This is a genomic window from Micromonospora sp. NPDC049230 (assembly GCF_040647875.1).
Taxonomy (GTDB): domain Bacteria; phylum Actinomycetota; class Actinomycetes; order Mycobacteriales; family Micromonosporaceae; genus Micromonospora.
This window is the reverse complement of the sequence record NZ_JBEZCZ010000025.1, coordinates 44,633-68,361: the sequence shown is the minus strand read 5'-3', so window position 1 is coordinate 68,361 and position 23,729 is coordinate 44,633. Positions and strand designations below refer to the sequence as shown.

The 23,729-nt window shown below is 71.6% G+C and carries 19 protein-coding genes; 9 read left to right on the top strand and 10 right to left on the bottom strand.

Going from position 1 to position 23,729, the window contains the following annotated elements; genetic code table 11:
* The first annotated feature begins 120 nt into the window (after positions 1-120).
* Positions 121-2,574, top strand: a complete 2,454-nt coding sequence (locus AB0A95_RS20980) for an immune inhibitor A domain-containing protein (RefSeq protein ID WP_357557470.1) — start codon at positions 121-123, stop codon at positions 2,572-2,574.
* A 237-nt stretch (positions 2,575-2,811) separates the two neighbouring features.
* Positions 2,812-3,744, top strand: coding sequence for an alpha/beta hydrolase (locus tag AB0A95_RS20975; protein ID WP_357557438.1), 933 nt, complete (start codon positions 2,812-2,814; stop codon positions 3,742-3,744).
* 4 nt (positions 3,745-3,748) lie between these two features.
* Here the strand turns inward: AB0A95_RS20975 and AB0A95_RS20970 are convergent, their stop codons facing one another.
* Positions 3,749-4,114, bottom strand: coding sequence for a hypothetical protein (locus AB0A95_RS20970; protein WP_357068588.1), 366 nt, complete (start codon positions 4,112-4,114; stop codon positions 3,749-3,751).
* Positions 4,111-7,113 carry an SseB family protein gene (locus AB0A95_RS20965; protein ID WP_357557437.1) on the bottom strand — a complete coding sequence of 1,001 codons (3,003 nt, stop codon included), beginning with the start codon at positions 7,111-7,113 and terminating at the stop codon, positions 4,111-4,113. Before AB0A95_RS20965 ends, AB0A95_RS20970 begins: the two co-directional genes overlap by 4 nt.
* Positions 7,114-7,265: 152 nt before the next feature.
* Here AB0A95_RS20965 and mycP point away from each other — a divergent pair, with 152 nt between their 5' ends.
* Positions 7,266-8,489, top strand: a complete 1,224-nt coding sequence (gene mycP, locus AB0A95_RS20960; protein WP_357557436.1) for a type VII secretion-associated serine protease mycosin — start codon at positions 7,266-7,268, stop codon at positions 8,487-8,489.
* Between the two features lie 85 nt (positions 8,490-8,574).
* On the opposite strand, the gene AB0A95_RS20955 is transcribed toward mycP, so the two are convergent.
* Positions 8,575-8,868 carry a WXG100 family type VII secretion target gene (locus AB0A95_RS20955; RefSeq protein WP_357557435.1) on the bottom strand — a complete coding sequence of 98 codons (294 nt, stop codon included), beginning with the start codon at positions 8,866-8,868 and terminating at the stop codon, positions 8,575-8,577.
* 23 nt (positions 8,869-8,891) lie between these two features.
* On the bottom strand, positions 8,892-9,212 hold the full coding sequence (locus tag AB0A95_RS20950) for a WXG100 family type VII secretion target (RefSeq protein ID WP_357557434.1): 321 nt from the start codon (positions 9,210-9,212) through the stop codon (positions 8,892-8,894).
* Positions 9,213-9,502: 290 nt separating this feature from the next.
* Here AB0A95_RS20950 and eccE point away from each other — a divergent pair, with 290 nt between their 5' ends.
* The 4 genes from eccE (at position 9,503) to rarD (ending at position 13,514) form a co-directional block, all read left to right on the top strand.
* Positions 9,503-11,449 carry a type VII secretion protein EccE gene (gene eccE, locus AB0A95_RS20945; RefSeq protein ID WP_357557433.1) on the top strand — a complete coding sequence of 649 codons (1,947 nt, stop codon included), beginning with the start codon at positions 9,503-9,505 and terminating at the stop codon, positions 11,447-11,449.
* Positions 11,450-11,510: 61 nt separating this feature from the next.
* Positions 11,511-11,897, top strand: a complete 387-nt coding sequence (locus tag AB0A95_RS20940) for a phage holin family protein (protein ID WP_357557432.1) — start codon at positions 11,511-11,513, stop codon at positions 11,895-11,897.
* Between the two features lie 115 nt (positions 11,898-12,012).
* Complete coding sequence (locus AB0A95_RS20935) at positions 12,013-12,510, top strand: GNAT family N-acetyltransferase (RefSeq protein ID WP_357557431.1); 498 nt, start codon at positions 12,013-12,015, stop codon at positions 12,508-12,510.
* On the top strand, positions 12,507-13,514 hold the full coding sequence (rarD, locus tag AB0A95_RS20930) for an EamA family transporter RarD (RefSeq protein ID WP_357557430.1): 1,008 nt from the start codon (positions 12,507-12,509) through the stop codon (positions 13,512-13,514). The genes AB0A95_RS20935 and rarD overlap by 4 nt, the downstream gene beginning before the upstream one ends.
* Here rarD and AB0A95_RS20925 read toward each other — a convergent pair.
* Positions 13,499-14,218 carry a zf-HC2 domain-containing protein gene (locus tag AB0A95_RS20925; protein WP_357557429.1) on the bottom strand — a complete coding sequence of 240 codons (720 nt, stop codon included), beginning with the start codon at positions 14,216-14,218 and terminating at the stop codon, positions 13,499-13,501. The genes rarD and AB0A95_RS20925 overlap by 16 nt on opposite strands.
* Positions 14,215-14,730 (bottom strand): sigma-70 family RNA polymerase sigma factor, encoded by a 516-nt coding sequence (locus AB0A95_RS20920; protein WP_357557469.1) that lies wholly within the window; start codon positions 14,728-14,730, stop codon positions 14,215-14,217. Before AB0A95_RS20920 ends, AB0A95_RS20925 begins: the two co-directional genes overlap by 4 nt.
* 215 nt (positions 14,731-14,945) lie before the next feature.
* On the opposite strand from AB0A95_RS20920, the gene AB0A95_RS20915 reads away from it, so the two are divergent.
* Positions 14,946-17,072, top strand: coding sequence for a PhoX family phosphatase (locus AB0A95_RS20915; protein WP_357557428.1), 2,127 nt, complete (start codon positions 14,946-14,948; stop codon positions 17,070-17,072).
* 115 nt (positions 17,073-17,187) lie between these two features.
* Here AB0A95_RS20915 and AB0A95_RS20910 read toward each other — a convergent pair whose 3' ends face one another.
* Entirely contained in the window at positions 17,188-17,970 is a 783-nt protein-coding gene (locus AB0A95_RS20910) for an IclR family transcriptional regulator C-terminal domain-containing protein (RefSeq protein ID WP_357557427.1), read from the bottom strand.
* Between the two features lie 154 nt (positions 17,971-18,124).
* Here AB0A95_RS20910 and AB0A95_RS20905 point away from each other — a divergent pair, with 154 nt between their 5' ends.
* Positions 18,125-19,339: an MFS transporter gene (locus AB0A95_RS20905; RefSeq protein WP_357557426.1), complete on the top strand. Its 1,215-nt coding sequence runs from the start codon at positions 18,125-18,127 to the stop codon at positions 19,337-19,339.
* 80 nt (positions 19,340-19,419) lie between these two features.
* On the opposite strand, the gene AB0A95_RS20900 is transcribed toward AB0A95_RS20905, so the two are convergent.
* From AB0A95_RS20900 to AB0A95_RS20890, 3 genes are all read right to left on the bottom strand, one after another.
* Complete coding sequence (locus tag AB0A95_RS20900; protein ID WP_357557425.1) at positions 19,420-20,505, bottom strand: polyprenyl synthetase family protein; 1,086 nt, start codon at positions 20,503-20,505, stop codon at positions 19,420-19,422.
* Between the two features lie 90 nt (positions 20,506-20,595).
* On the bottom strand, positions 20,596-22,149 hold the full coding sequence (gene nuoN, locus AB0A95_RS20895) for an NADH-quinone oxidoreductase subunit NuoN (protein ID WP_357557424.1): 1,554 nt from the start codon (positions 22,147-22,149) through the stop codon (positions 20,596-20,598).
* Entirely contained in the window at positions 22,146-23,678 is a 1,533-nt protein-coding gene (locus AB0A95_RS20890) for an NADH-quinone oxidoreductase subunit M (RefSeq protein ID WP_357557423.1), read from the bottom strand. The genes nuoN and AB0A95_RS20890 overlap by 4 nt, the downstream gene beginning before the upstream one ends.
* Between the last annotated feature and the right edge of the window lie 51 nt (positions 23,679-23,729).

Genomic DNA, 23,729 nt, shown 5'->3' with positions numbered 1-23,729 from the left:
CCCGTCCCGGCAGTAACTATGTTCACCATTGGTCCCACTAGTGGGATCGATCTCCCACCGGCCTCTACCCCCGTTGGGCCGGTTCCCTCACACCGGAGGTACCACGTGCGCAAAGTCGCAGTGGGTCTGCTCGGGCTCTCACTGACGGCGACAGGCCTGGCTTTCGGCCCGTCCGCCTCGGCGGCGCCTCAGCCCAAACTGCCGGTAGCAGCACCCGCCGCTGCCGAACCGCAGGCGCTGAAGGATGAGCTTCCCGACAAGCTCGAGGACAAGCGCCGCGCCCTGCGTGAGCAGGGTCTCAGCGACGTGCTGAGCGGCCGCAGCAAGCCGATCGAGCGCAACGGCAGCACTGTCGTCAAGGTCGGCGAGGTCGGCAAGGAGGCCACCAACAAGGCCAACGCCCGCACCGCCGCCACCGATCCGCCCACCCAGGATCAGTACGTCGAGCTTGAGCGTGAGCGGACCGACAAGATCTTCGTGATCCTGGCCGAGTTCGGTGACGAGCAGCACCCGTCCTACCCGAACAAGGACACGAACCCGGACATCGCCGGGCCGACGACGTTCGCGGGGCCGCTGCACAACAAGATCCCCCAGCCCAACCGGGCCGTGGACAACTCCACCATCTGGCAGCCGGACTTCAGCCCGGAGCACTTCCGCCAGGTCTACTTCGGCACCAACCCGGGCGACGAGTCGCTCAAGCAGTACTACGAGGCGCAGTCCTCGGGTCGCTACACCGTCGAGGGTGAGGTGACCGACTGGGTCAAGGTCCGGTACAACGAGGCCCGTTACGGGCGCTCCGACGACCCGATCCCGGACCCGCTGCCCGGCCAGCCGATCGACCCGCGGGACGACCGGGCCGTCTGCGCCGACAACGTCTGCTCGAACACCTGGGACCTGGTCCGCGACGCCGCCGACCAGTGGGTCGTCGACCAGAAGGCCAAGGGCCGGACGGACGCGCAGATCGCCGAGGAGATGAAGTCCTTCGACCAGTGGGACCGGTTCGACTTCGACCACGACGGCAACTTCAACGAGTCCGACGGCTACATCGACCACTTCCAGATCGTCCACGCCGGCGGCGACCAGGCCGACGGTGACCCGCAGCAGGGTGAGGACGCCATCTGGAGCCACCGCTGGTCGGCTTTCAACAGCTCGCCGGTCGGCCCGGCGAACAACCGGGCTGGTGGCACCCAGATCGGCAACACCGGCATCTGGATCCGCGACTACACGATCCAGCCGGAAAACGGCGGCCGCAGCGTCTTCTACCACGAGTACGCCCACGACCTGGGCCTGCCGGACGACTACGGACCGGCCGACAACAACAACGAGCACTGGACCCTGATGGCCCAGAGCCGGCTCGGTGCCAAGAACGACGCCGGCATCGGCGACCGGGGCGGCGACCTCGGCGCGTGGAACAAGTTCCAGCTCGGCTGGCTCGACTACGAGGTGGTCGTCGCGGGCCAGGACAAGAAGCTGCAACTCGGTCCACAGGAGTACAACTCGAAGGAAGCACAGGCTGTCGTGGTGGTGCTGCCCAAGCGGGAGTACACCTTCAACTACGGCGCACCTGTCGAAGGCTCCAAACAGTATTTCTCCGGTAACGAGGACGACCTCGACAGCTCGATGACGAGGACGTTCGACCTCACCGGCAAGTCCTCCGCGGCGCTGTCGCTCAAGGGCAAGTACAGCATCGAATCCAACTACGACTACCTCTACTTCGAGGCGTCGACCGATGGCGGCCAGACCTGGATCGACCTGAACGGCACGGCCAACGGCCAGCCGATCGGCGTTGACGGCGCCGGCCGCCCGGCCCTCTCGGGCAGCAGCAGCGGCACCTGGGTCGACATCAACATCCCGCTGACGGCGGTCGCCGGCAAGGCGGCGCAGGTTCGCCTGCACTACGTCACCGACGGCGGTGTCTCCGAGGGTGGCTTCTTCGGTGACGCGATCACCGTGACCGCCGACGGGCAGACCGTGTTCAGCGACGGCGCCGAGACCGACGCCGGCTGGGCCCTGGAGGACTTCCAGGTGGTCGGTGCGACCTACACCCGGCTGTTCGAGAACTTCTACATCGCCGGCAACCGGTCGTACGTCTCGTACGACAAGTACCTGAAGACCGGCCCGTACTTCTTCGGCTACGCGAACACCCGCCCGGACTGGGTGGACCACTACGCGTACCAGGAGGGCCTGCTCATCTCGTACTGGAACACCCGCTGGTCGGACAACAACACCGCGCCGGCGTCCGAGGCCAACCCCGGTGGTCACCCGGGTGAGGGTCGCAACCTGTACATCGACGCGCACCCGGAGCCGATCTACAACCTGACCGGCGCTCCGTGGCGGGCCCGGGTCCAGGTCTACGACGCGCCGTTCAGCCTCAAGAAGGCCGACTCGTTCACCCTGCGCCTCAACAGCCAGCCGCAGTACATCCGCGGTCAGGCTGCCCAGCCACTGTTCGACGACACCCGTCAGTACTTCTACGAGGAGCTGCCGAACCACGGCGTCAAGCTCCCCGCGACCGGAGTCAAGATCAAGGTTCTGGAGCAGGACGGCACCTCGATGAAGATCCGGGTCTTCTGACCGACGATCCCGCACCACCCAGCGGCGCCCGGGCAGCTCGTCTGCCCGGGCGCCGCCCTTTGTCCAGCCGCCCCGTTTCGCCATGTTCGTCGCGCCGACCCGGGGTTCGCGCCGCCATCGGCACCCGGCGCCGCGGCCGACCCGCACCAGCGTGTCGGTAGGGGACATCCCGGGCTTCTCCCTGTTCAACGCGACCACCAGGGCCGTCGCAGGCAACCGGGTCCTAGGCTGTCTGCCATGACCGACCAGCGCGGCGGAGTCGTCGACGAGTCCTGTGTCCTCACCGAGGGGCCGTGGACGCACCGTTTCGTCGGCGCCAACGGCACCCGGTTCCATGTGGTCGAGGCCGGCACCGGGCCGATGGTTCTCTTCCTGCACGGTTTCCCGGAGCACTGGTGGGCGTGGCACCGGATGCTCCCGGCGGTCGCCGACGCCGGCTTCCGAGCGGTCGCCGTCGACCTGCGCGGCTACGGCGCCAGCGACAAACCACCCCGGGGGTACGACGGTTACACCCTCGCGGCCGACATCGCCGGGTTGATCCGCGCGCTCGGTGAACGCTCGGCGACGATCGTCGGCAGTGGTGTCGGCGGCATGGTGGGCTGGACGGTGGCGTCCTTCCACCCGCCTCTGGTCCGTCGGCTCGTGGTGTTGGGGGCACCGCACCCGCTGCGCCTGCGCGCCGGCATCTTCGCCGACCCACGCGGGCAGTTCGCCGCCTCCACCCCCGCGCTGAAGTTCCAGCTCCCCCGCTACGAGCACGTACTGACCCGCGATGGCGCGGCTGCCGTCGCGGAGATCCTGCGCCGCTGGGGCGGGCCACACTGGGTCGCCGGGCCGGACTTCGACGCGTACGCCGAGCGGTGCCGGGAGGCGATGTGCATCCCGCAGGCCGCGTTCTGCGCGTTGGAGGGTTACCGCTGGGCGTTCCGCTCACTGCTGCGGCTGCACGGCTACCGGTTCGTCCGCCTGATGCAGAAGCCGTTGGCCACCCCGACCCTGCAACTGCACGGCGCGCTGGACTCCGCCGCCCTGCCGCGCACCGCCCTGGGCTCCGGGCGCTACGTCGTCGCCCCGTACGAGTGGCGGCTGCTCGACGGGGTGGGGCACTTCCCGCACCTGGAGGCGCCGGAGTTGGTGCTCGGCGAGATTTTGCGCTGGGCCAAGAGCTGACCGTTCAGACCCGCTGCTCCCGCAGGTCGGTGACCTCGGAGGCCGGAGCCCAACCCTGGTAGACGCCGAAGTCGAAGACCTCCAGCCGCATCGCCTCGGCCACCGGCCAGCGACCACCTGTGTATTCCACCCGCAACCAGGCGTCATGCTCGCCGAGCACGATGAACGGCTGCCCCTGCCAGGTGCAGGTGGTCCGCACGTACGCCAGATCCTCGATCTCGGTCGCTGGCAGAACCCGGACGTACCGGCCGGCGCGGACCTCCTCGAAGCCCTCGCCCGGCTCGGGTTGGTAGAGGCGGATGTTGTCGCCGTCCGGGCTGGCCTGGTATTCCCGGCCCTGCCACCGGGCCACGTAACCGTCGCGCATCACGCCTCACCGACCCGTCGCCAGACCACCGTGTCGGTGTCGAGCTCCGCGACCACCCGCTCGGTGCCGTCCGCGCCGATCCGCCAGAGTTGCGTGCCGTGCGGTAGGCGCGCGCTGTCCACTTTGAACTCCGCGACCACGTCGCTGCTCTCGCCCGGGGCGAAGCCGTTGCCCCGGAACGGCGGACGCTCGATGACCCAGCCCTCCATGGCCCGCATCGCCGGCTCGTTCTGACCGCCGTACGGAATCCGGTAGAGGCTCGGGCGGTGCGCCGGCCAGCGCAACACGTAGATCTCCTCGGCGTCCCGGGCGAACGGCGAACCGGGGTAGCTGAGGCCGAGCGCGTCGTGCACCTGCGCGGGCGTGGTCAGATGGGCCAGCTCACCGGCCCGGTGCACGAAGCCGGAGACCCGGTCGTACCCCCGCTCCAGGTAGTACGCGAGCTGGCTCGGTGCGACCGCCTTCTGCATGACCGTCGGCCGGGCCGGGTCGACCGCCGCCGGAGCGTACCGGGGGCGGGCGGTGGGCTCCGCCGCGGCCGGCGCTTCCTCCGGGTCCACCTCCAGGTCGTCACCGAGCCCCACCTCGGCGGCCCAGTTGGCCAACGCGACGATCTGTTCCCCGGGCAGCTTGGCACCGACCGGGGTGCCCGGGTTGACGGCGAACGACCAGTCCTCGTCCGGCCACCGCCGGATCAGTTGGGCGAACTTCACGCCGACGGTGGTGACGTCGCCCTCGACGTGGTCGGCGAGGCGCTCCGGCGACGTGTAGACCACCACGTACGTCTCGCCGTCGAGCTGCGCCGTACGCCAGACGAAGCCCGAGTCGCCGGGGCGGCTGCCTGGCAGCGAATCCGGTGCCGCCGGCAGCAGCACCCGGGCCAGCAGCAGGGTGGACAGGAACGTGTCAGTGCTGCCGGCACCGGCGGCACCGAGCAGGTCCTCCTCGACGGTGTTGGCCGGCTCGAACTCGACAGGGGCCGGCTCGTCGACGGGCGACGGCTGCCCGGCGCCGTCCACTGTCGCGGTCACACCGGCCCGATCCGCGCCGGTCGCGCCGCTAGGCCGATCCGTGCTCGTCGCGCCGACCGACGAGCCGGCGATGTCGGTGCGACCGCCGCCGGCCGGGACGCCTGCACGGTCAACTGTGTGGCCACCGCTTGTGCCGGCATCGACCAGACCGTCCACGGCAGGACCGCCGCTGGAGGGTGGCACCGACGGGCTCGGCCCGGGGTTCGACGACGCGGGGCCGGACCGGCTCGGACTGGAGGACGACGGACTGAACAGGTCCGGGCCGGAGTGCGCCGGGTCGAACGGTCGCGGCGCGGCCTCGGCAGGGCGGGGCTGTCGGGACGCGTCGAACAGGCCGTTGGCCTCGACCGGGTCGGTGAGGTCGCGGGACTCGATGATGGTGCCCTCGATGACGATGGGCGTGAAGCCGCGACGCGGTGCGGGCGGGCTGGAGACCGGTTCCGCGGCGGACACCGACAGTTCTTCCACCGGCCCGAATCGGGTCGGCTGCTCGCGCGGAATCGCCTGGGTCTGGTCCGCGGCAGGGCCGGGCCGCTCCGCCGCCGCGCTCAGCGGCGGCTCGCCGGTCAGCCGGAAGGCGCGAGTGGGCTCCTCAGCCATCGGGTCGGGTCGGCGCGGTGGCAGGGGCTGGGTGATCTCCTCAGCCGGTGTCGGCACGCGGACCCGGCGGGACGCACCGAGGTCGCCGGTCGGCGGCCGCAGCGGCCGGGTGACGTCCGGGTCCGTCATCGGAAAGGCGCGTGTCGCCTCGGTCGGCGCGTCGGCCGGGCGGCGGCGTGGGAAGGGCTGGCTGCCCCGCCCGAATCGGGTCGGTGGGGCCGCTCGGTCGGCGGGGCGGCCCCCGCCCGGCGTCGGGTCGGACGCCCGGTCCCGGGCGGTGGTGGGTTCGAAGAAGGAACGCCGAGTGGGCTGGGGGCCGCCGTTGCCGTTACCCGCGGCCGGGCTGTCGACGTCGCTCGGCCGATTCGCTGCCGGCCAGCCGGCACCGGGAGACTCGGCCGGCCAGCCGGCACCGGGAGACTCGGCCGGCCAGCCGGCGCCGGGAGACTCAGCCGGCCAGCCGGCACCGGGAGACTCAGCCGGCCAGCCGGCACCGGGAGACTCAGCCGGACCGACACCCGGACGGTCGGCGGGCGCCAACGGTACGAACCGGGACGGCCGACCGCTGCGGGGTAGGGGGCCGGCGCCCGCCGCTCCTGGTTGGGACGGGCCGCGCGGGTGCCGGTGACCGGCGGCAGGCAGGTCATCCTGACCAGGTCGGCGCGATGGCTCGACGGGGCCGGGCGTCCGTGACGCGGGGCCGGGCATCGGCGGGGTGCCCGCCGCCTGGGGCGTCGGACCCCACGCGGCCCTGCGGGGCGGGACCGCGGCAGGGGGGTACGGCGGAGGCGGAACCGCGGCCGGCGGAACGGGGGCCGGCGGAACCGCGGCTGGCGGAACCGGGGCTGGTCCAGACGGCGGCGCGCCCATCGCGGGAGGTGATCCAGCAGCTGGCGCGGTATCCCGGCCGGGTGCGCCGGTGCGGGTGCGGGCCATGGTCTCCGCCCGCTCCAGCCGGGCACGGGCACCCATGGTGCGGCCGGGCAGGCGCACGTCGCCCCGGGAGAGTTGCGCCACGAACCAGGCCGGCAGGTAGCCCTCGACCGGCAGACCCGGGTTGACGGCGAGCCACCACTCCTGGTTGGGCCAGCCGACCGCGAGGTCGGCGAAGGGCACGCGTCGGTTGCTGCCGGAGTGCTCGCCGAGGCAGACCCGCAGGGCGGCGGCGGACGTGAAAGCCAGCACGTGTGTCCGGCCACCGGTGGTCCAGGTGCCCCAGCCGGGGGGCGCCTGGCCGGGTTGCGCCGGTGCGGAGACCGGCAGCAGCAGATCGGTGCGGGACAGGAGCCGGAAGTAGAGCTCCTGATCGTTGGCGTGCAGCGCGTCACGCATCGCCACCTCGGCCTCCGTGGCCGGCTCCCATTCGGTCACGGCCACCTCCCCTTCCGAGAACAGGCCACAGGTATCGCGTACAACCTACAAGGTGGTACCAAGATCACAATGGCTGGCCGTCGGCGGTCTGCCGGGGCGCGGGCAAGGCGATAACATCCCGTCCCGGAGCCGACACGATACGGAGGCTGTCGATGTCTCGATCGATCATGCGCCCGGTCCTCGCAGGTCTGGCCGCGAGCCTGCTGACCGTGCCGGCCCTCCCGACCGCCACCGCCACCGCAAGGCTTCGGACGGCACCGGCGTGCGCGACCCCCCTCGCCCCCGTCCGGCCGGTCACGGCCGCGCCGTGGCCACAGCAACGGTACGACCCGACCCGCCTCACGCCACTGGCCACCGGTGCCGGGGTGACCGTCGCGGTTGTCGACTCCGGGGTGGACCGGGTGCACCCCCAACTGGCCGGGCGCGTGCTGGCCGGCACCGACCTGCTCGACCCCGGCGGCGACGGCAGTCGAGACTGCGCCGGTCACGGCACCGGCGTGGCGAGCATCATCGCGGCGGCGCCCCAACCCGGAGTCGCCTTCCGCGGTCTGGCACCGGGTGCCCGGATCATGCCTGTCCGGGTGAGTGAGCAGCAGGTGGTGCGGGGGCGGGAGTCGGGGCGTACGGTCGGCGCCGACGAGTTCGCCAAGGCCATCCGGTGGGCCGTCGACCACGACGCGGACGTGGTGAACCTGTCGGTGGTGTTGTATGCCGACGATCCCGAAGTCCGTGCTGCCGTCGGTTACGCCCTGGACCGGGACGTGGTGCTGGTGGCCGCCGCTGGCAACCTGCACGACGGCGGGGACCCCCGGCCGTTTCCCGCCGCCTACGACGGGGTGCTCGGCGTGGGGGCGATCGGCGCCGACGGCGGGCGGGCGACCTTCTCGCAGACCGGCTCGTACGTCGACCTGGTCGCGCCGGGCAGCGAGGTGCTGACCGCCGCCCCCGGGTCGGGCCATCGTCAGGTCGAGGGCACCAGCTACGCGGCACCGTTCGTGGCCGCCACCGCCGCGCTGCTGCGCGAGTACCGGCCCGAGTTGACCGCGGCCCAGGTGGTGGCGCGGATCATCGCCACCGCCGATACAGCTCCCGGAACGGGCCACGGCGGCGGGTACGGTGCCGGCGTGCTGAACCCGTACCGGGCGGTCACCGAGACCAGCGGCAGCCGCGCGGCCACCAGTCGTCCGGTCGCCGTGCTCGCCGACGACCGGGCCGACCCCGCGCTGGTCGCCCGCCAGACCCGCCGGTCGACCGCGCGGGAGCGGGCCCTGCTGGTCGGCGCGGCGGTCGGCACGACGGCGGTCACCGTGGCGCTGCTCGCCCTGGTGTTGCCCCGCGGGGCCCGCCGACGCTGGCGCCCGGCCGACCCGGCCTGACCTCGGAAGCTGACCGCCCGGACCGACGACCTGCGGCGGCCGGGTAGCTGACCGGGCCACGGTCAGCTCTCCCGGCCGACCGCGGTCACTGGAACAGCCCGGTGTTCTTCTTTTCGGTGTCCAGGTAGTCGGTGGCCGAGTCGTGCACCGCCAACCTGATGTCCCGCAGCATCGTCTGGAGATCCTGCGAGGCGGACCGCCACCGTGCCTGCCGCTGCTCGTAGGCCTGCCGGGCCTCGCCCGTCCAACTCGCCACCAGCGGGGCGGCGTCTCGTTCGAGTTGGCCGAGCTGCGAGTCGAGCGTGTTCAACGCCTTTTGAATGTCCGCGCCGGCCTGCTGGAGCGCGGCGAAGTTGACGACCAGCACACCATGGTCCATCGGATTTTCCCTCCCGAGCGGGATCAGAGCGGCAGCTGGATGCCGCCGCGATTGGTGCCGGCAACCCGGCTGGCCACCTCGTCGTCCGAGACGTCGTACTGCCGGCCGGCGGCGCGGATCGCCCCGGCGGTCTCCCGCAGCGCCCGGTGCAGCGCCGCCTGGTCCTGAGACCACTGCTGCTTGACCTGCTCAAAGGACCGGCCACCAGCACCACGCCAGGCCTGCTGCAACACCTGTAGCTCGGCCAGCAGGCCGGTGAGCATGGACTGCAACGACTGGTCAACCTGCTCGAACTTCGCGGCGGTCTGCTGCATCACCGCGGCTTCTGCCTGGGTCTGGGACACCCGGACGTCACCTCGTCTCCCTGATCGCACCTTGGCCCTCGACGCGCCCGCCCTGTGAACGCGTCGTTCGCTTGGCCCGGTCGTCGAGCACTGAGACGCGGGTCAGCGATGACTTCGTGGCTGACGGTAGCGGCCTCGTAGCGGTTCGGCTACCCCACCTTTCTCCCCTGTGGACAACCGCGAGCGCCATCGGTCGCTTACGATGTGCCGCAGCCACGTCGCGGCGCGTGACGGGCCGCCGGAGGGCGGCCGGACGCCCGACCCGGGTTCCCACTGGTCGAGGAGGCACGGTGCCGGCGATCACCACCGGAGGGCCGCACCCGGCGGCCCCGGTCGGGTCCGGGCCGAGCCCGGCGCCGCGAGCAGTCGGGCCGGGTGAGCCGGCCGGGTCGGGCCGACCCACCGACGGCAGCCCGGGCACCGCCGGCCCGCGCACACCCGGTCGCCGGTCATCCCTCGACCGCCGTGCCTGGTCCAACGGCCGTGCCTGGTCCGACCGGCGGGCCGGCGCAGGGGTGTGGGCCGGTCAACTGGTGACCGCGCAGGTCGCGGCGGCACTCGTCCTCACCGCCCTCGGTCGGCCCGCGCCGGTCATCGTCGCGGCCGCACTGGTGGCCGTGCTGCTGGTGGCGACCGCCGGGGTCCGGTTCCGGGGCCGGTGGCTGTTCCAGTGGCTGGGCACCGCCGTCGGGCACCTGACCCGACGTCGGGCGCTCGCCGGCCCGTCCGGAGCGGCCGACCTGCTCGACCTGGTCGCTCCCGGCACCGTCGTCCGCTCGACGGAACTGACCGGCGGTCCGGCCGCCGTGCTGGAGGACACCGCCGGCATGGTGGCGTTACTGGAGCTCGGCGACCCCGGTGACCTGCTCGGCGACGTGTCCCAGGTGATTCCCCCGCCGTCCGCGTTGCTGCCCACGGCCGGGCCGGACATGCCCCCGCTGCGGGTCCAACTGCTGCTCGCCGGGGCACCCGCACCGGTCCCGGCAGCCGGCACGGCCGGCACGTCGTACCGGCAGCTCACCGACGGTCGGCTCGCCGGGCGGGAGCGGGCGGTGGTGGCGGTCCGGGTGCTGCGGGTGGACGGGTGGTCCGCGGAGGACCTGCGCCGGGTGCTCGCCGGCACGGTCCGCCGCATCGCCCGCCGGTTCGGATCGCTGACCGCGCGGCCGCTCGGCGTACCGGCCGCGTTGCGGGTCCTGGGCGAGCTGGCCCACCACGACGGCCATCCGGTACGGGAGTCCTGGCCGACACTCCGGTCCGGTGCCCTGGTCCAGGCCACGTTCCGGCTGGTCCGGTGGCCGGAGGCGGGCGGTGCGGGCGGGCGGCGTCTGGTGCCCCGGATGCTCGCGCTGCCGGCGACCGCGACGACGGTGTCGGTCACGGCGGGTCCGCCGCCGACCGGCGGTGTCGGGCCGGTGCCGACCGAGCTGACCGTACGCCTGGCCGCCGCGACGGCGACCGAGTTGACCGCGGCCACCGAGGCGCTGGAGCGTCTCGTGACCGACCTGGGCGGGGAGCTGCGTCGTCTCGACGGCGCACACCTGCACGGGTTGGCCGCCACGCTGCCACTGGCGCTGACCACACCCGGGCCGCAGCAACGCTCCGCGATGGACGACTGGGAGCTGACCCTGGGCGACGCGGGGATGATGGTCGGCACGAACCGGCACGGCCGAGCCGTCACCGTGCGGCTCTTCCGGCCGGAGAGCACCCGGGTGCTGCTGGTCGGTGGGGTGCGTGCCGCCCAGTTGGTGGCCCTGCGGGCACTGGCCCTCGGTGCCCTGGTGGTGGTGCAGACCACCCGGCCGCGCGCCTGGGAGCCATTCGTCCGGGGGGTGGGCGCACCGGGCGGGACGATCCCGTTGCTGCCACCCGGTCGACCGGTCGCCGACGGGGTGGGCACCGCCCTGCGCCCGTTGCTGCTCGTCGTCGACGTCGGCCCGGTGCCGGCCGAGGCCGAGCCGGGTCCGCCGTGGCGGGCCACCCTTGTCGTACGGGATGAGCTGACCCCCGCGGACGTCGACGCGTTGAGCCGGGCCGACCTCGCGTTGCTGCAACCGCTGGACGCCGCCGAGGCCGCGTTGGCCGGCGCCGCCCTGGGGCTGGGCGGCTCGGCCGAGTGGTTGACCCGGATCCGGGACGACATGGTCGCCGTGGTCAACCGGAGGGCGCTGCGCTGGGCGCTGCTCTCCCCCACACCGATCGAGGCGCAACTGATCGGGCCTCCGGCGCGCGGCTGATCCACAGCGATGGTCAACCGCCGGGTTACACCGGTACGAGGTCCGTGGCACGATCCCCGCCATGGATTTCCTGAAAGGTCTGCTGATTCGGCTGGCCAGCACAGCGCTGGCTTTCTGGCTGGCCACACTCCTCATCCCGGGCATCTCACTGGAGTCGGACTCCGCCGTCGAGACGGTCACCACGCTGCTCCTGGTGGCGGTGATCTTCGGCGTGGTCAACGCCGTCCTCCAGCCGGTCATCAAGACCGTCGGCTGCGGCTTCTACCTGCTGACCCTGGGTCTCATCGCGCTGGTGGTGAACGGGCTGCTGTTCCTGCTCACCAGTTGGATCGCCGACCAGGCCGGGCTGCCGTTCACGGTGGACGGTTTCTGGCCGGCCGCCGTGCTCGGTGCACTGTTCGTGAGCATCGTGACCTGGATCCTGGGCGCCGTCCTCGACCGGGACTGACGATCCACGGGCCAACACCGACCGGGCTGGCCGATGCGGCGACCACGGCCGGCCGATGACCAGAGTTTGAGAATTGGCCGGCCGGGTCGCCCACCGCTGCGGCTAGCGTCGCAGCGTGTTCTCGCTGACCCGCACCGACGGCCATCTGCTCAGCACCGACCCCGCCCGGCTCGACCTGGCCCTGGTTCATCTCTGGTTGTCCACCGACGCGTACTGGGCGCTCGGCCGGGACCGGGAGACCACAGCCCGGGCGTTCGCCGGCTCGCTGTCGTTCGGCGTCTACCGACCGGAGGACGACCGGCAGGTGGCGGTGGCCCGGGTGGTCACCGACGGCGCTACCTTCGCCTGGCTCTGCGACGTGTACGTCGACCGTGCCGCCCGGGGCCACGGGTTGGGCGGCTGGATGGTGGGCGCGATCCGCGACCACCTGGACCAGCTCGGCGTACGCCGGATCCTGCTGACCACGCTGGACGCCCACCAGGTGTACGCGCGAGTGGGCTTCACGCCGCTGGACGTGCCGGAGCGGTGGATGCAGCTCGACCGACGCGTACCGGTGACCCCGATCACGGGAAAGGAGCAAAGCGCCGTTACACCCCTTACACTGGAGGGGTGACGCCACTCCGCCTGGGATACCTCTACGGCTTCGGCGCGTACCTGATCTGGGGTTTCTTTCCGCTCTATCTCAGGCTCCTGCGACCCGCTGGTCCACTGGAGATCCTGGCCCACCGGATCGTCTGGTCGGTGGTCTTCGTGGCCCTGCTGCTGGCGGCGCTGCGCAACGTCGGCTTCCTGCGGGCGTTGCTGCGACGCCCCTGGGCGGTGGCGGGTGTCGTCGCCGCCGCCGCGCTGATCGCCGTCAACTGGGGCGCGTACATCTACGGGGTCAACTCCGACCGGGTGGTGGAGACCGCGCTCGGCTACTTCATCAATCCGCTGGTAGTGGTGCTGCTCGGGGTGACCGTGCTACGGGAGCGGCTACGCCCGGCACAGTGGGTGGCACTGGGGATCGGCGCGTCGGCGGTCGCGGTGCTCACCGTGGACTACGGTCGACTGCCCTGGCTGGCGTTGACCCTGGCGTTCAGTTTCGCCGGCTACGGCCTGGTCAAGAAGCGCCTCGGGCTGCCACCGGCGGAGGGCCTGTTCGTCGAGTCGGCGGTGCTGGCGCTGCCGGCGCTGGGTTACCTGGCGTGGCTCACGCGTCGTGCCGAGTCGACGTTCGGGCACGTCTCGGCCGGGCACACCGTGCTGCTGGTGCTGGCCGGTGCGGCCACGGCGATCCCGCTGCTCCTCTTCGCCGGGGCGACCAACCGACTGCCCCTGAGCGGCCTCGGCATGATCCAGTATCTGGCGCCCATCCTCCAGCTCGGCTGCGGGGTGTTGATCTTCCATGAGCCGATGCCACCGGCCCGCCTCGCCGGCTTCGCGCTGGTCTGGCTCGCCCTCATCGTCTTCACCGCCGACGCCGTCGGCAAGGCCCGCCAAAACCGCCGAACCCACCCCCACCCCCGCGATCTTGAAGTTCCTGTCGCCGAAATGTCTGCCATGCCCCCTCTTGGAAGAACAGAAAGTGCAGCATCGCCGAGGAGCAGCGGGGGCGTGGGTCAGGGGACCGCGTAGGTGAGGATTGGTGTGCCGTCGACGCGTTGGAGTTCCACGCTTACCAGCTCGGCGGCGGTGAACCTGGTGGCACCGTTGAGCTGGAGGGCGTCGCCCGGTGCCGCCAACCAGGACCCGATCTGTTCGCTGGCACCGTTCGGGCCGCGCGCCACCAGCCGAAACGGGTACGCCTTGCCGTAGCTCGACCGCGTGTCGTAGCCGCAGCGCATTGTCACCTCGGTGCCCCACCTGGTGCCGGTGAGCCCGATGTCGGCGTGCACCGGCCCGCTGCTGGCCACCGGCCGCATCGGGACCATCGACACCTGCGGGGCGGGCGTGCTGCCCTGCGCCACCGGCGGACCGGACGGGCCGGCGGGCCGGGGCAGCACCACGGCGGTGCCCACACCCACCAGCAGGGCCAGCCCGGCGGCGGCGAGCGTGGTCAACGCGTACCGTCGGCGGTCCGAGGCGCGTTCCCGACGCCGGCGGCGCCGGGCCTCCTCGAGCAGCGCGGGCGCCCGGGGCGGGGCCGGCGGCGGCAGGATCTGCTCCAACCCCGCCGGGTCGAGGCGCCCGAGCAACCCGGGCAGGACGGCGATCTCGGCGACCGCCTCCCGGCAGGAGGCGCAGCCGCCCAGGTGCCGCTCGTAGGCCGCCCGCTCAGCGGGGGCGAGAGCGCCGAGCACGTACGCGCCGTCGTCGTACGCGAACTCGCACTGCGTCATCCCGTCACCCCCATCTCGGCCAGCACCAACCGTAGAGACCGCAGCGCGTAATGGGTACGGGACTTCACTGTCCCCGGCGGCACGCCCAGGCGCGACGCCGCCTCGGCCACCGATCGTCCCTGGTAGAAGCACTCGACAAGCACCTCGCGGTGGGTCGGGCTGAGCCGGTTGAGTGCCTCGGCGACGGTCCACGCCTCCACTGCCCGTTCGGCCTCGTCGACAGCCTCGGGCGGTTCGGGAAGATCGTCGGTGAAGACCTCGCCGACCCGGGTGGAGCGCCGCCGCCAGGCGTCGATCGCCAGGTTGCGGGCGGTGGTGAACAGCCAGGACCGCACCGAACCGCGCTGCGGGTCGAGGGATTCCGGGTGCCGCCAGGCCCGCAGCAGCGTCTCCTGCACCAGGTCCTCGGCGCGCTGCCGGTCACCGTTGACCAGACGCAGGGCATGGGCGTACAGCGCCTCCGCGTGCTCGTCGTGCAGCGCGCGCAGCAGTTGGGCGTCGTGGTCGCTGATGGCGGTCTCCTCGCTTCCGGCGCGCGTCCGGCGGTGCGTTCGCTCGGGAATACGTGCGGTCACGCCGATCGGTTCAGACCGAGGTCAGACCGGTTGCGTCCACGAAGGTGTTCACGCCTGGTTCACATCGTGGCCGACGAGCGCTCACCACGCCCTCCTAGCGTCCGGCTGGTACGCCGCCTGTCGTGCCATCGACCTGTCTGGAGGCTTCCCCCATGAGCGACCGTCCCCGGCTGCTCCCCCTGCTGACCGGCTCCCGCCACGGCACCCGTGACGCGATGACCTGCCTGTACCGCTGCGGAAACGCCTGTGCCCACCCGGTGCCGAACACCTCCGACAACGCGTACTTCGGAGACGTGGTGAACGCGGAGGTCTCGCGGCGCGGCGTGGTCCGGGCCGGCGCGGTCGGCGCGCTGGTCCTCGGCTTCGGCGGCGCGGCTGCCGGTGCGCTCACCGGTGCGGCCCCGGCGATGGCGGCCCCGGCCACCCCGGACGTCCCGGAGTCCTTCGGTTTCGGCCGTCCCGGCACCGGCGTCGGCAACGGCGCGCTGGCCTTCAAGCCGATCCCACCGAACAAGCTGGACAGCCTCGTCGTCCCGAACGGCTACGACCACGCCGTGGTCATCAAGTGGGGTGACCCGGTGCTGCCTGGCGCGCCGGAGTTCGACCTGCACCACCAGAGCGCCGCGGCACAGTCCAGGCAGTTCGGTTACAACAACGACTTCGTGGGCGTGCTGCCGCTGGACAAGCAGGGCAGGCGGGCGCTGCTCGTGGTCAACCACGAGTACACGAACGAGGACCTGATGTTCCCGGGCTTCCCCGGCCTGGACGGGCTCTCCGTCGAGCAGCTGCGCACCGCCATGGCGGCCCACGGCATGTCGGTGGTGGAGTTGGAGCGGGTCGCGGGCACCGGGCAGTGGAAGCCCGTCACCAACGGTCGCCGGCCGTACAACCGGCGGGTCACCGCGCTCAGCACCAGGTTCGACCTGACCGGCCCGGCCGCCGGCTCGGCCTGGCTGAGGACCGCCGCCGATCCCAAGGGTCGTACGGTCGTCGGCACGCTGAACAACTGCGCCGGTGGCGTGACCCCGTGGGGCACTGTGCTCTCCGGTGAGGAGAACTTCAACCAGTACTTCGTGGGCGCCGACGCCGCCCCGGCCGAGCTGAAGCCGAAGCTGGACCGCTACGGCATCGGCACCGCGAGCCGCTACCCCAGCGGCAGCCGCAAGTGGGAGCGCGCCGACGAGCGTTTCGACCTGGCCAAGCACCCCAACGAGGCGCACCGGTTCGGTTGGGTCGTCGAGATCGACCCGTTCGACCCGGAGAGCCGCCCGCGCAAGCACACCGCGATGGGCCGGTTCAAGCACGAGGGCGCGAACGTGATCGTCGCGAAGGACGGTCACGTGGTCGCGTACATGGGCGACGACGAGCGCTTCGACTACCTCTACAAGTTCGTCTCGGACAAGAAGTTCCTGAAGGGCAACTCCTGGGCGGCCCGCAAGCACAACCTGACCCTGCTGGAGTCCGGCACGCTCTACGTGGCGAAGCTCGACGAGACGAGCGCCGCCGAGATCGACGGCTCGGGGCAACTCCCCACCGACGGCGCGTTCAACGGCCGGGGCCGCTGGATCAAGCTGGTCAGCGGCAACCGGTCGTTCGTCGACGGGATGACCGCCGCGGACGTGCTCACCTTCACCCGGATCGCCGGCGACAAGGTCGGCGCGACCAAGATGGACCGCCCCGAGGACGTCGAGCCGAGCCAGCTCACCGGCAAGGTGTACGTGGCGCTGACCAACAACACCGACCGCGGCAAGGCCGGCAAGGCCCCGGCCGACGAGGCCAACCCGCGCAACGCCAACAAGCACGGGCAGATCCTGGAGCTGGTCGAGGACCGCGACGACAACACGGCCGAGAGCTTCACCTGGTCGCTGCCGATCGTCTGCGGCGACCCGACCGACCCGTCGACCTACTTCGCCGGGTACGACAGGACCCGGGTCTCCCCCATCTCCTGCCCGGACAACGTCGCCTTCGACGCCAACGGCAACCTGTGGATCTCCACCGACGGCAACGCGCTGGGCAGCAACGACGGCCTCTTCGCCACCGCCGTGGAGGGCCCGGAGCGGGGTCACCTCAAGCAGTTCCTGACCGTGCCGCTCGGCGCGGAGACCTGCGGGCCGTTCATCACCGGCGACAACCGCTCGGTCTTCGTCGCCGTGCAGCACCCGGGTGAGATCACCGGCGCCTCGGTGGAGAACCCGGCCTCGAACTGGCCCGACGGCGACTACGCCAAGCCGGGCGTGGTGGTCACCTGGCGCCTCGACGGCGGCCCGGTGGGCAGCTGACGGTGCCACCACGGCCGGCAGGCTGCTGAACGTCACCTCACGGCGGGTCCGGCGCTGGACCGCCACGAGAGGCCCTCTCCCAGCCCGGGAGAGGGCCTCTCGGCGTCGGTGGGGGTCAGGAGTCGGCGGCGATGCCGTCAGCGACACTGCGGGCCACGGTGAGCAGCTTGGCGCGGACCACCCGGGCGGAGGTCATCATCTCGCTGGCCGGCAACGCGCAGGCCAGCACGACACGGCGTTCCATGTCCTTGTCGGGGGCGACGAGCACCGCCGCACAGGCCACTCCCTGACGGAACTGCCCCATCTCCAACTGCATGCCGCGCCGGTCGCCGGCGGCCAGGTCGGCCTCGAACGCCTCGGTGGTGGTCAGCGTGGCGCTGGTGAACGGGCGCATGCCGTACTCCCGCAGATAGCGGTAGCGCTGGTCGGCGGTGAGGGTGGCGAGCAGCGACTTGCCGAGAGCCGTCGCGTGCGCCCCCTCGTCGAAGCCGGGGACCAGATCCTCCAGGTAGGGCGAGCGGTGCCCCTCCGCGACCGCCGTGATGGCCACCTGACCGCCGACGAAGCGGCCCAGGTAGTGGCTGTAGCCGGTGTCCAGAGCGGCCCGCCGCAACGTCTCACCCACCACCGGCGGGCCCCGGAAGGCGGTCACCAACTCCCGGTAGCGGTCGGCCACCTCCAACCCCACGATGTACGTGCCGTCCTCGCGACGGATCACGTAACCCTCGTAGGCGAGCGTGCGGACCAGATGGTAGGTGGTGGCCACTGTCAGCTCACACCGCCGGGCGATCTGCTTGACGGTCAGGCCTTTCGGGGCACGACCGACCGACTCCAACACCCGCAGCGCTCGTGACACGCTGCGGATCAGATCCGAAGGTTCTGCCAAGGGGTCGCGCACAACCACCTCCGCCGCCGGGGACTTACACCATATGAAAAACAGGCCCACTGCGAAATGCCTGTTCGGGTGGAGGATGCCAGATCATCACCCACAGCGTGTACCCCCCCGGTCACCATGAGTGGTTCGAGCAGGGTTCACGTAGCTTTGCCGGACGATGACCAACACCGTCTCCTCCGCCGCCCCGATCAGCGCCCGACCCCGCCCGGTCCGGGCCAGTGCCGGCGCGGTCGTCACCACAGTGGCCTGCGTACTGCCCGTCTTCCTGCTCGGCGGTCTCGCCGTGCAGATGGGCACGGACCTCGGCTTCGACCCGGCCGGCCTCGGTCTGGCCGTGGCCGTCTACTTCGGGGTCAGCGCGCTCGCCTCGGTGCCCTCCGGCCGACTTGTCGAGCGGTACGGGCCAGCCCTGGCGGCCCGCTGCGGCATCGTGCTGGCCGCCGGGTCGACGCTGGCCGTGGCCGCCTTCGCCCGGTCGTACCCGATGCTCGTCGGCCTGCTGGCGCTCAGCGCCGCCGCGAACGCGCTCGGCCAGTTGGCCAGCAACGCGGCGCTGGCCCAGCACGTGCCGGCCCGCCGGCAGGGCCTCTCGTTCGGCGTCAAGCAGGCCGCCATCCCCGCCTCCACCCTGCTGGCCGGCCTGGCGGTGCCCACCTTCGCGCTCACCGTCGGCTGGCGCTGGGCGTTCGTGGCCGCCGCCGTGGCCGCGTTGACGGCGCTGCCCGCCGTACCCCGGCAGTTGCCCGGCCCGGCGCGGCGAGCCGGCGCTTCGCGCACCGGCCGGGCGACGGCGGCGCTCGTGGTGATCGGCGCGGCGGCGACGTTGGCCGCTGCGGCGGCGAACGCACTCGGCACCTTCCTGGTGGACTCCGCAGCGGCTCGGGGCCTCTCGCCCGGCCTCGCCGGCCTCACCCTGACCCTGGGCGGCGCGGTCTGCGTGACGGCCCGGGTGGGTGCGGGCTGGTTGGCCGACCGTCGCGACACCGGTCACATCGCCGTCATCGCCGCGATGCTCGTCGTCGGCGCGGCCGGGCTGGTCCTGCTCGCGCTGACCGGCTCGGTGCCGCTGGTGGCCGGCGTGGTGCTCGGCTTCGGCCTGGGTTGGGCCTGGCCGGGTCTGGTGAACTTCGCGGTGGTCCGACTCCACCCGCAGTCACCGGCCACCGCCACCTCGATCACCCAGACCGGGGTGTACGCGGGCGGCTGCCTCGGCCCGCTGAGCCTCGGCCCGCTCGCCGCCCACTTCGGCTACCCCGCCATGTGGACCACCGCTGCGGTGGCGATGCTGCTCGCCGCCGCCCTCATGCTCGCCGGCGGTCGCCTGCTGACCGCAACCCGCGCCACCCGCGTTGACCGCCCCGACTCCCGTTGATCATGAGGTTATTGCCGGATCCCACGGAGTGTCGTGGCAATAACCTCATGATCACCGCCCGAGGGGCGGGGGAGGGGGGGTTAGCTGGTTCGGTCGGCTATGTAGTCGCAGAGGGATTCGAGGGCCTGGCGGGACGGGCCCTGCGGGAGCGGGGCCAACCGCGCGCGGGCGTCCTCGGCGTAACTGCGGACGGTCTCCCGGGCCCGCTTGAGGGCCGGGCTCTCCCGCAGCAACCCCAACGCCTCCGTGTGCAGCGCGTCGTCGGTCAGTGGGCCGGTCGCCAGGATCTCCCGCAGACGCACCGAGGACGCGTCGGCGTCGTCCGCCGCGCGCGCGTAGAGCACCGGCAACGTCGGGACGCCCTCGCGCAGATCCGTACCGGGGGTCTTGCCCGACTGCCCCGACTCGGAGGCGATGTCCAACAGGTCGTCGGAGAGCTGGAAGGCGACGCCGATCGTCTCGCCGTACCCGGCGAGGGCGTCGACGTGCTCCGCCGGTGCGCCACCGAACATCCCGCCGAACCGGGCCGACGTCGCGATGAGCGAGCCGGTCTTCTCGGCGATCACGTGCAGGTAGTGGGCCACCGGGTCGTCGTCGGCGCGCGGACCGACGGTCTCCGCGATCTGACCGTGCACCAGCCGGGCGAAGGTGCGTGCCTGCAACCGGACCGCCTCGGGGCCCAGATCGGCGGCGATGTCCGCCGCCCGGGCGAAGAGGTAGTCGCCGACCAGGATGGCGACCGAGTTGGTCCAGCGGGAGTTGGCACTCGGCGCACCCCGGCGCACGGCGGCCTCGTCCATCACGTCGTCGTGGTAGAGCGTGGCGAGGTGAGTGAGCTCCATCACCACGGCGGCCGGGACCACCTGCGGGGCGTCGGGGTCACCGAACTGTGCGCCGAGCGCCACCAGCAGCGGCCGGAAACGCTTTCCGCCGGCTTCCAGGAGGTGCCGGGCAGCCTCGCTGACGAACGGGTCGGCACTTGACACACTGGCCCGCAGCTCGACCTCGACCGTGTCCAGCACGCCGAGCACGGAGGCCTCGACGCGGGGATCGGCGAGGTGCAGGCCGAGCGCACCGAACTGACTCGTGCTCGCCCGACCCCGCCGACCGCCGGAGCCGGAGGAACCTGAACGCTCGCCCGCCGGATTCACCACGCTATCAACCATGCCACACCCGTTCTACCTGCTCCGGGCCGGGGATACGCACCGGGGGCCGGCACGTGAACACGCGCCAACCCCCGGTAGTCGATCCCTCGGTCATCGAACGAATTCGGCAGCTCCGGTGGCCAGTTCGAGCAGCGGCGCCGGGGCGATGCCCAGCACCAGGGTCGCCAGCACACCGATCATCAGCGCCGCGGAGGTGAGCCCGCCGGGCACCGTGACCGTCGGGGTGGACTCGCCCGGCTCGGAGAGCCACATCATCACCACGACCCGCAGGTACGGGAACGCCAGCACCATGCTGGTCAGCACACCGGCGATCACCAGCCAGGTCTGCCCACCCTCCAGCGCCGGCCCGAAGACCGCGAACTTGCTCATGAAGCCGCTGGTCAGCGGGATACCGGCGAAGGCCAGCAGGATGAAGGTGAACAGGGCGGCGAAGAACGGCGAGCGGCGACCCAGCCCGGCCCAGCGGGACAGGTGGGTGGCCTCCCCGTCGGCGTCGCGCACCAGGGTCACCACCGCGAACGCGGCAAGCACCGAGAAGCCGTACGCGACCAGGTAGAACATCGTGCCGGCGAGCCCGTCGCGGCTCGGCGCCAGCACTCCGACGAGCAGGTAGCCGGCGTTGGCGATCGAGGAGTACGCGAGCAGCCGCTTGATGTCGGTCTGGGTGACCGCGAGCACCGCGCCGATCAGCATGGTCAGCACCGCCACCACGCCGAGGACCGGGGTGAAGTCCCAGGTGGCGTCGGCGAACGCGACGTGGAAGACACGCAGCAGGGCACCGAACGCGGCGACCTTGGTGCAGGCCGCCATGAAGCCGGTGACCGGGGTCGGCGCACCCTGGTAGACGTCCGGGGTCCACACGTGGAACGGTGCCGCCGCGGCCTTGAAGAGCAGGCCGATGGCGAGCAGCGCCATGCCGGCGAAGAGCAGCACCTGGCTGGCCGGAGACTCGCTCACCGCCGCGTTGATGGTGGCGAAGTCGACGCCGGCCACCCGGCCCGGCATCCCGGCGGTGAAGCCGTAGATCAGGGCCACGCCGAACAGGAAGAAGGCGGAGGCGTACGCGCCGAGCAGGAAGTACTTCATCGCCGCCTCCTGGCTCAGCAGGCGACGGCGACGGGCCAGCGCGCAGAGCAGGTAGAGCGGCAGGGAGAAGACTTCCAGCGCGATGAACATGGTCAGCAGGTCGTTCGCCGCCACGAAGATCAGCATGCCGCCGATGGCGAACGTGGTGAGCGGGTAGATCTCGGTGAGACCGTTGCGCCCCTCGGCCTGCCGCCGGTCGTCGGCCGACTCGGCGGTCACCGCGGCCTGGGCGACGAACGCCCCGCCCAGTTCGACAGAGCGGTCACCGATCAGCAGCAGCGCCATCGCGGCCAGCACCAGGATCGCGCCCTGGAGGAACAGCGTCGGACCGTCCACCGCGATGGCCTGCCCCGCGGTGATCATCCGCTCGTCGGCGTTGAGCACCACCATGGTCAACGCCGCGAGCACCGCCACCAGCGCGAGCGTCAACTGCACAACGTGCCGCGAGCGCCGGGGCACGAAGGCCTCGACCAGCACGCCGAGCAGAGCGGTGCCCAGCATGATCAGGATCGGGGAGAGTGCCGCGTAGTCGAGCGACGGCAGTTCGAAATCGGTCACTTTGCCGCCTCCTGGACGGTGCCCACCGACGGGGCCGGGTCGGTTCTGCCGATGTCGTCCATTGTCGCCTGGACGGCCGGGTTGATCACGTCAGTGACCGGCTTGGGGAAGAAGCCGAGCAGCACGATCAGTGCGATCAGTGGAGCGACGACGACCTTCTCGCGCAGGTTGAGGTCCCGGCGCATGCCGTCGACCTCGGTGAGCGTCGGGTTGAGGGTGCCCTGGGTGGTGCGCTGCACCATCCACAGCACGTACGCGGCGGCCAGGATGATGCCGAGCGTGGCGATGATCGCGACCGGCTTGTTCACCGTGAAGGTGCCGATCAGCACCAGGAACTCGGAGATGAACGGTGCCGTACCGGGCAGCGCGAGCGAGGCGAGACCGGCGAAGAAGAGCACCCCGGCGAGCACCGGGACCAGCTTGCCCGCACCGCCGAAGTCGCTGATCAGCGCCGAACCACGCCGGGAGATGAGCATGCCCACGACCAGGAACAGCAGTCCGGTCGCCAGACCGTGGTTGAGCATGTAGAGCACCGCGCCGGTGCCGGCCTGGGTGGTGAAGGCGAAGATGCCCACCCCGATGAAACCGAAGTGCGCGATCGAGGTGTACGACACCAGCCGCTTGAGGTCGTTCTGGCCGACCGCCAGCAGCGCGGCGTAGACGATGCCGATCACGCCCAGCGCCAGCGCCCACGGCGCGAACCACTTCGACGCCTCGGGGAACAGCGGCAGGCAGTAGCGCAGGATGCCGAACGTGCCGACCTTGTCCAGCACACCGACCAGCAGCGCCGCGGCACCCGCCGGGGCCGCGCCACCGGCGTCCGGCAACCAGGTGTGGAACGGGAAGAACGGCGCCTTGATGGCGAACGCGAGGAAGAAGCCGAGGAACAGCCACCGCTCGGTGCCGGTGCTGATGTCGACCTCCGACAGCGCCTGCCAGTCGAACGTCTTGCCACCGACCACCCACAGCCCGATCACGGCGGCCAGCATGAACAGACCACCGACGAGCGAGTAGAGGAAGAACTTCACCGCCGCGTACTGCCGCTGGTGGCCGCCGTAGCTGCCGATCAGGAAGTACATCGGAACCAGCATGACCTCGAAGAACACGTAGAACAGGAAGACGTCGGCGGCCGCGAAGACACCGATCATCGTGCACTCGAGGACCAGCAGCAGCGCGAAGTAGACGGGCACCGACCGCTTTGAGGACTCGGCGTCGTGCCAGGACGCCAGGATCACCAGCGGCACCAGCACCGCGATCAGCATCAGCATCACCAGCGCGATGCCGTCGGCGGCGAAGGTGAAGCTGACACCCCAGTCCGGGATCCACGAGTACGACTCGCGGAACTGGAACCGGTCACCGCCGGCCTTGAAGCTGACCCACATCACCACCGAGAGCACCAGCACCAGCAGCGACCAGACGAACGCCACCTGCTTGGCCAGCTCCGGCCGATGGCGCGGCAGGAAGGCCACCACCAGGGCGCCCACCAGTGGCGCCACGGTGAGCACCGAGAGGAACGGGAAGTTGGACATTATGCGGCCTTACCTCCGTCGTGGATGCGTGGTCCGCCGGCGGGGGCGGGC